Annotated in this window: 4 protein-coding genes; all 4 read left to right on the top strand. The window is 43.9% G+C overall.

Features of this window, described 5'->3' with window-relative positions; translation table 11 throughout:
- Window positions 1-232 precede the first annotated feature (232 nt).
- Window positions 233-595 carry a hypothetical protein gene (locus RMY00_RS35150; protein ID WP_322651976.1) on the top strand — a complete coding sequence of 121 codons (363 nt, stop codon included), beginning with the start codon at window positions 233-235 and terminating at the stop codon, window positions 593-595.
- Between the two features lie 336 nt (window positions 596-931).
- A complete protein-coding gene (locus RMY00_RS35145) occupies window positions 932-4,798 on the top strand; it encodes a filamentous hemagglutinin N-terminal domain-containing protein (protein ID WP_322651975.1) in 3,867 nt (1,288 codons plus the stop codon).
- Window positions 4,799-4,879: 81 nt separating this feature from the next.
- A complete protein-coding gene (locus RMY00_RS35140; RefSeq protein ID WP_322651974.1) occupies window positions 4,880-5,074 on the top strand; it encodes a hypothetical protein in 195 nt (64 codons plus the stop codon).
- 159 nt (window positions 5,075-5,233) lie between these two features.
- Window positions 5,234-8,977 (top strand): filamentous hemagglutinin N-terminal domain-containing protein, encoded by a 3,744-nt coding sequence (locus RMY00_RS35135; protein ID WP_322651973.1) that lies wholly within the window; start codon window positions 5,234-5,236, stop codon window positions 8,975-8,977.
- Window positions 8,978-9,083: the final 106 nt, after the last annotated feature.

The following is a 9,083-nucleotide window of genomic DNA, read 5'->3' as shown; positions in this document are numbered from 1 at the left end:
CGTTTATTGAATTCGGGCAGTCGTTTATTGAATTCGGGCAGTCGTTTATTGAATTTGGGCAACCTCCGGCATTTTACATAAAGGTGTTCGATATTTTTGTAGTAAATATATCAATTTATACTGAATAATGCGGGTGTCAAGTAACCCGATTTCTGTCTATCCTAGTGCTGTACAGTTCAGGGTAAAACTAAGTTTTTCTCCTGGCGCATTATTAATAAGAGGAAAGTAATTTATGTCACGTCCCAAACGCGGGTCTAAAGTACTTGATAGAGCACAGCGTCGGATTGCGGCTTTGAAATCGATTAGTCCCAGCTTAGACTTAGGCAATGGAGTAACAATTGACTCCTTTGCAGCCGCCATTAAAACAACACAAGACAAGTTAGAAGCATATAACTCAAGCCTCTCCACCGTGGATCTGACTCAGGGAACTTTAGAACTTGCCGAAAAGTCGCTGATGGAACTAACAGAACACATGTTAGTCAGTGTAGCTGCAAAGTATGGCAAGAATAGCGATGAGTACAAAATGGCAGGAGGCGTTCGTCGAAGCGAGCGCAAGCGTCCGGTGCGTCAGCCTAAACAAGGCGCTGTTGCTTGATAAAGACGCTGTTCGATGTGGAATATTTTGAAGCTGTCAATGGTCAATTTGGCATTTTTTATGGTGAACCGTTGACGGTGCAAGCAACGATTCGGTGGGAGTTTTAACTTGCTCGCTTTATTGCTTATCGGCTCAACAACTTGACTAAAATAGTTTTCACCTCGGTGTTTAGATCCCCGACTTTTAAAAAAAGTCGGGGATCTACCTAATTTTAAGTTTTAAAAACTTTACTCTCATCGAGGTAAAATATCTGCTGAAATTAATTGTAGAAAAATTTATCAATAAATTGATTGCATATTCACAGATAAAAAATGAGCAGGCGAGGCTGGTTATGATATGGCAATCTGTGGAAATAGGAATTGGCTTTCAGATTTATTAGGAGTTTTTAGTATTACTGGAGTGCTTGCTCATGTCATATTTTGTTGTGAAAATTACGCTTTAGCCCAGATTACCCCTGATGAAACATTGGGTAATAACTCTTCAAAAATCACTCCCAATGTCAATATTAAAGGACTGACGGCTGACCGGATTGATGGTGGAACAATTCGCGGTGCAAACCTATTCCATAGTTTCCAGGAATTTAATGTTGGAGAATCGCAGCGAGTTTACTTTGCCAATCCCACGGGAATCTCCAATATTCTCACACGGGTGACGGGAAGTAATATCTCCAATATTCTCGGCACTTTGGGGGTGAATGGTGGTGCAAATTTGTTTTTTATCAATCCCAATGGCATTTTATTTGGGAACAATGCACGCCTCGATGTAGCGGGTTCGTTTGTGGCTAGTACAGCGAATTCTTTTGTGTTTGGCAATGGGTTGGAATTTAGTGCAACTAATCCTCAGACTCCTTCTGGATTACTAACAGTTAATCCTTCCGCTTTGCTATTCAATCAACTTCAGGCTGGCAGAATTGAAAACAGGTCAATTGCACCAGCAGGAATAACTCCCGCAGGTTTTAATGCATATGGTTTACGAGTAGGAGATGGTAAAAGTTTGCTGCTAGTGGGTGGTAATGTCAGCATAGATGGCGGCCAGTTAAATGCTTATGGTGGAAGAGTTGAGTTAGGAGGATTAGCAGCACCTGGAAATGTCAATCTTCTTTTTAATGGCGATAATCTCAGCTTGAAATTTCCTCTTAATGTGACTCATGCAGATGTATCGCTTACTAATCAAGGGTTTGTGTCTGTAGAAGGTGCTGGTGGCGGTAATATTGCTATCAATGCCCGAAATATAGAGATTTTAAGAGGAAGTGGGCTATCTGCTGGTATTGGGCAAGGTTTGGGGACACCTGAAACCGTTGCGGGAGATATTACGCTGAATGCTACCGGGGAGATGAAAGTTGCTGGTGAGAGCAGAATTCGTAATCCTGTGCGTTTGGGGTCAAAAGGTAATGGGGGTAACATTACTATCAATTCTGGTTCCTTCTCATTACAAGATGGCGCTTATCTTCAAGCCTCAACTTATGGACAAGGAAATGCGGGGAATATGAGAGTAAAGGTACTTGATGCTGTTTCCCTTGCAGATGGTTACATCTTCAGTAGGGTAGAAGCAGGGGGTGTCGGTAAGGGAGGTAATATCGACCTCAATGCTGCAAAAGTGTCATTAAAAGATGGCGCTCAACTGCAAACTCTTACTAGTAAAGCATTTGATACCCAGCCAGCAGGACGCGGAGATGCGGGGAATGTCAATGTTAAAGTTACTGGCGCTGTTGATATTGCTGGGGAGAAAAATGGTTTTGCCAGTGTGATTGGCAGCAGTGTACAAACGGGGACAGTTGGCAATGGGGGTAACATTACTATCGATTCTGGTTTTTTGTTGTTACGAGATGGTGCTGCGCTCGCTGCCTCAACTTCTGGAGTGGGGAATGCAGGGAATGTGACAGTGCGGGCACGAGATGCTGTTTCCCTTGCAGATGCTTACATCCTCAGCAGGGTGTCAGCAGGGGGTGTAGGTAAAGGTGGCAATATTGACATCAATGCTGCAACACTATCACTAATTGATGGTGCTACGCTTACTGCCTCAACTTTTGGACAAGGGAATGCGGGGAATGTCAATGTTAAAGTTACTGACGCTGTTGATATTGCTGGGGAGAAAAATGGTTTTCCCAGTGCGATTTTTAGCAGTGTGGAAACGGGGGCAGTTGGCAATGGGAGTAACATTACTATCGATTCTGGTTCTTTGTCGTTACGCAATGGTGCTGCACTTACTACCTCAACTTTTGGACAAGGGAATGCGGGGAATGTGAGAGTAAAGGTACTCGATGCTGTTTCCCTTGCAGATGGTTACATCTTCAGTAGAGTGGAAGCAGGGGGTGTCGGTAAGGGAGGTAATATCGACCTCAATGCTGCAAAAGTGTCATTAAAAGATGGCGCTCAACTGCAAACTCTTACTAGTAAAGCATTTGATACCCAGCCAGCAGGACGCGGAGATGCGGGGAATGTCAATGTTAAAGTTACTGGCGCTGTTGATATTGCTGGGGAGAAAAATGGTTTTGCCAGTGCGATTTTCAGTCGAGTGGAAACGGGGACAGTTGGCAATGGGGGTAACATTACTATCGATTCTGGTTCTTTCTCGTTACAAGATGGCGCTTATCTTCAAGCCTCAACATTAGGACAAGGGAATGCAGGGAATGTGACAGTGCGGGCACGAGATGCTGTTTCCCTCGCATCTGCTCCCATCCTCAGCACGGTGGAAGCCGGAGGTGTAGGTAAAGGTGGCAATATCGACATCAATGCAGCAAACCTATCACTCACTAATGGTGGTCAACTGCTAACCTTTACTCGTGGTGCATTTGATACCCAACCAGCAGGAAGAGGGGATGCAGGCAATGTCAATGTTAAGGTAACAGGTGCTGTTGATATTGCTGGGCAGAAAAACGGTTTTAGGAGTGCAATTAACAGCTTTGTGGACACAGGAACATTTGGCAATGGGGGTAACATTACTATCGATTCTGGTGACTTATCATTACGAGATGGCACTTTACTTGAAGCCTCAACTCGAGGACAGGGAAATGCGGGGAATATTCGCATAAATGTAAAAGATGCGGTAACTGTTTCTGGAACTAGTCAAGAGAGCGAATTTTCTAGTGCTTTATTTACATTTACTGATTCTAATTCCACAGGTAAAGGTGGCGATATGACCATAAACACCAATATCTTTCGCATCTCCAACGGCGCTTTATTAGATGCACGCACTAGAAATAATCAAAAGGGTGGCGATATTACGGTGAATGCAAATATTTTTGAAGCACTCAATGGTGGACAACTCACCACGACTACCTCAAGCAATGGACGTGCAGGTAAAATTACTGTCAACGCTGACGATCAGCTAATAATTAGTGGTATTGACCCTAGTTACAGCGATCGCATTGCTAACTTTCCTGACAACGTAGCAAATATTGGCGCTAACAGTGGCTTATTTGTCAGTTCCACTGGTTCAGGAATCACAGGCGACATCGAAATCAACTCACCCAAAATTACCTTAGACAACCAAGGTAAACTCAACGCCGAATCTGCATCTGGTAACGGTGGTAATATCAACGTCAACAGCGACTTACTTTTACTCCGTCGCAACAGTCAAATCTCCACCAATGCAGGTACAGAAAAATTAGGTGGCAATGGCGGGAACATCAATATCAACTCAAAATTTATCGTTGCAGTTCCCAACGAAAATAGCGATATCAGCGCTAACGCCTTTACAGGGATTGGTGGTAGAGTTGACATTACAACTAACGGTATTTTCGGTATTCTCCCGCAAAAAAGCCTAACCGAAAACAGCGACATTACAGCAAGTTCAGAATTGGGAGTGAGTGGGCAAGTAACTATCAACAGTCCAGATACTGACCCTAGTCGCGGCTTAATTCAACTACCCTCCAACCTCGTGGATGCATCCCAACAAATTACCCAAGGTTGCACACCTAGAGGAAGACAAAATGCCAGTAGCTTTATCGCCACCGGACGCGGTGGATTACCCCAAAGTCCTAATGAACCGTTGCAAGGACGAGCAGTGATTACTGGTTGGGTAGATTTGCCCGCACAAGCAACAGCCATCACGGATAAATTACCTACTGCAACTGTGACCAAATCTACCGAGCCGATTGTGGAGGCTCAAGGATGGATTGCCGATGCTAATGGTAATATTATGCTTGTGGCTCACTCTCTGCAAAGTTCTTCTATTCCTTCTGCCATGTCCTGTAGTCAATAATTCGTTACTCCAAGAGTCGGAGGAGGAATTACGATAAAAAACTCCACGCCACTTGCTCTCTGGAGTTTTTGGGCATGGGGCATGGGGAAGAAGTTACCAATGACGGCAGTTGCTTCAAGTCGGGAAACCCGCCCAACGCACTGCCTCCCCAATGCCCCATGCGACGGGGCGACTATCCCTCTCCACCCACTCAATTCCCTTGAGTTTCCCGTCGCTTTCGATGAAACCCAAGAGCGATTAAAACAATCAGATGCATTACCTAACTTTAAGTTTTAAAAACTTTACTCTCATCGAGGGAAAATATCTGCTGAAATTAATTGTAGAAAAATTTATCAAGACGGCTAGCAGAAAACCCTTGAATATGTGGCTCGAAGCCGTGGCGTAAAAAATTGCATATTCACAGGTAAGAAATGAACAAGCGAGGCTGGTTCTGATATGGCAACCTGTAAAGATAGAAATTGGCACTCAAATTTATTAGGAGTTTTTAGTATTACTGGAGTGCTTGCTCATGTCATATTTGGTTGTGAAAATCAGACTTTAGCCCAGATTACCCCTGATGGAACATTGGGTAATAACTCTTCAAAAATCACTCCCAATGTCAATATTAAAGGTAATACTGCTGACCGCATTGATGGTGGAACAATTCGCGGTGCAAACCTGTTTCATAGTTTCCAGGAATTCAATGTCGGAGAATCTCAACGAGTTTATTTTGCCAATCCCACGGGAATCTCCAATATTCTCACACGGGTGACGGGAAGTAATATCTCGAATATTTTCGGCACACTGGGAGTAGATGGTGGCGCAAATTTGTTTTTTATCAATCCCAACGGCATTTTATTTGGGAACAATGCACGCTTAGATGTAGCGGGTTCCTTTGTCGGGAGTACTGCGAATTCTTTTGTGTTTGGCAATGGGTTGGAATTTAGTGCAACAAATCCTCAGATTCCTTCCTCGTTACTAACAGTTAATCCTTCTGCTTTACTATTCAATCAACTTCAGGCTGGTAGAATTGAAAACAATTCAATTGCACCAACAGGAGATAATATCTTTGGTCTACGAGTACCAGATGCTCGAAGTTTGCTATTAGTGGGTGGAGAAATTGCCATCAATGAAGGTAAATTGAATGCTCCGGGTGGACGAGTGGAATTGGTAGGAATTGCAGGTGAGGGGACAGTCGGACTGAATGTGGATGGTAATAATTTGAGTTTGATTGTTCCTGATAATGTATATAAAGCCGATATCTCACTCAGTAATCAAGCCTTGGTTAGTACCAGTGGCGAAGGTGGCGGCGCTATTCAAGTGTGGGGTAAAGGAGTTACAGTTAGTGGAGGTTCCAAGATTGAAGCCAGCACTTTTGGAGCATTACCTGGAAAAGGATTGAGTGTAAATGCTTCCGAATCAGTACAAGTCGTTGGAGAATCACCTACTGGAATTCGCAGTGGTTTATTTGCTGAAACTTTTGGGACAGGAGACGCAGGAAACCTGACAATTAATACCAGGCAGTTACAAATTTTAGCAGGAGGAAAGATTTCATCTGGTACAAATAATGCAGGAGCGGCAGGAGATTTATCAGTAAATGCCTCAGAGTCTGTACGAGTGGCAGGTCTAACAGTTAGTGGTCAGTTTGGCAGCGACTTGTTTACTCAGAGTAGTTCTGGCGCAACAGGAAAAGGAGGAAAGCTAACAATTCAAACTTCTAAGTTGCTCGTCGAAGATGGAGGGCAAGTATCGGTTTCTACTTCCGGTGAAGGTATCGCAGGAAATTTGACCGTGAATGCCTCAGAATCAGTGCAAGTAATCGGTATTCCAGATAATCCCTATTTAGGCTCTACTGGTATATTTGCCGCATCTAATGGAGCCGGAGACGCTGGAGACATCACGATTAACACTAGACAGTTACTCATCCAAAATGGGGCCGGAATCACAACCGACAACGATGGTAAAGGGGTTGGAGGGGGTATAACAGTAAATGCTTCATCAGTGCAGCTAGTCGGTACTGCTATTCTTCCACAGTTTCCTGATGAATGGTATCCTAGCAATATCAGTTCTGATGCATACGGCACAGGGCCCGCAGGAAAGATTACGATTAACACCAATCAGTTGTTAATCCAAGATGGAGGAGTCATTTCAGCTCTAACTTACGGTAGTGGGGCTGGAGGAAATGTGAATATAAATGCCTCCCAATCAGTTCAAATGATTGGCACTGCTACTAATAGTAATAGTGTATTTCCTTTTTCCAGTAGCTTGTTGACTCAAACATGGGGTACAGGAAAAGCGGGAGATTTGGCAATTAATACCAATCAGTTGATTGTCCAAGAAGGACAACTATCTGCCAGTACTTTAGGACTGGCAGATGCTGGAAATGTAATTATTAATGCCAACGATAGCGTCTTTTTTGATAACGGTGTTGTTTTTAGCGATGTTGGAGATGCCTCTGCTCAAGGGAAAGATACTTTTGCTAAAGGGGGTAGTATTGATATCACCACTGATTCTCTTTTTATGACCAATGGCGGACAATTGGCGGCTAGAACTTTTGGTGCAGGAAAAGCAGGAAATATAAATATTAGCAGCGATCGCTTACTTGCCGAAAATAAAAGTGCGATCGCAGCGAACACTTATGGCACAGGAGATGCAGGCAACATAACCATTGCATCTGGGATGATGAATGTCTTGAATGGAAGTGCGATCGCAGCGAACACTCTTGGCACAGGAAATGCAGGCAACATAACCATTGAAACTGACACCATGACTGTCCTTGATAGTCAAGTGGGAAGCAGTGTTTTCGGTAAAGGGTTTGCAGGAAATTTAACTATTCGCGCTGCCAATTCAGTGGAAGTAAGTGGAAAAATCAAATCAAGTTCTAATATTGAAAATCCTGCTGGCTTATTCGCTCAAGTAAACACTGAAGGTGAGGGTCGCGGTGGTAACTTGACCATTGAGACAAAACGCTTGAGTGTTAGTCATGGAGGCAAAGTGCAAGTCGCTACTTTTGGTCAAGGCGACGCTGGTAATCTCACAATTCATGCCTCTGAGGTAGAGGTATTTGATACACCTGTTGATAACCTCTTTGCGACAGGAATCAATGCAGGTGTTGAAATAGACGCAGACGAAACAAAGATTCCACCCAGAGGTAACGGTGGTGATTTAACAATTGAAAGCGATCGCTTGAGTGTGAGAGGTGGTGCAGTAGTATCAGTTGGAACTGCTGGAGTGGGCAATGCAGGTAAATTACAAATTCATGCCTCGAAATCTGTAGAAGTCGTTGGCAAATCACCAAATGGTAACTTTAACAGCCAAATCAGCGCTGCGGTGACGCCAGAAGGTACTGGTAGTGGGGGAAGTTTAAAGATTGAAACTGAACAGATGAGTGTCCGGGATGGAGGTGAAGTTACTGTCAGTAGTACCGGATCGGGGACGGCAGGCAACCTTGACATCCGAGCTAGTTCTTTGAGGTTGGATAACCAAGGAGCGATCGCCGCCATAACCAGATCGGGGAATGGTGGTAATATTACCCTGAAGTTGCAAGACTTATTATTACTACGCAATGGTAGTCAAATTTCTACCACTGCCGGCAGTAGCGAATTCGGTGGCGATGGCGGTAACATCACCATTAACAGCCCTTTCATTGTTGCTGTTTCCAACGAAAATAGTGATATCAGCGCTAACGCCTTTACAGGGATTGGTGGTAGAGTTGATATTACAACTAACGGTATTTACGGTATTCTTCCACAAAAAAGCCCAACCGAAAACAGTGACATTACAGCAAGTTCAGAATTGGGAGTTAGTGGCGAAGTAACCATCAACAGTCCAGACACTGACCCCAGTCGCGGCTTAATTCAACTACCCTCTAACCTAATAGATGCATCCCAACAAATTGCCCAAGGTTGCACTCCTAGAAGAGGACAAAACGCCAGTAGCTTTATCGCCACCGGACGCGGTGGATTGCCCCAAAGCCCTAATGAACCGTTGCAAGGACGAGCAGTGATTACTGGTTGGGTAGATTTGCCTGCACAAACAACAGCCATCACGGATAAATCATCTACTGCAACTATGACCAAATCTAGCGATGAAATTGTGGAGGCTCAAGGATGGATCGTTGATGGTAACGGTGATATTATGCTTGTGGCTCAATCCGGACAAAGTTCTTCTATTCCTTCTACCATGTCTTGTAGTCAATAGACCTCTTGCAAAATTATTTTGTGGTATGATTATGGATTTTCTTAAAAATGCACATCCAAATTGATGCAGAGAACTTTTATCAACTCATTGGTATGTCTGATTCAAA

Source organism: Nostoc sp. ChiVER01, from assembly GCF_034531155.1.
Classification (GTDB): Bacteria; Cyanobacteriota; Cyanobacteriia; order Cyanobacteriales; family Nostocaceae; genus Nostoc.
Note: the sequence above shows the minus strand (reverse complement) of the source record. Positions and strands in the feature narration are given on the sequence as shown.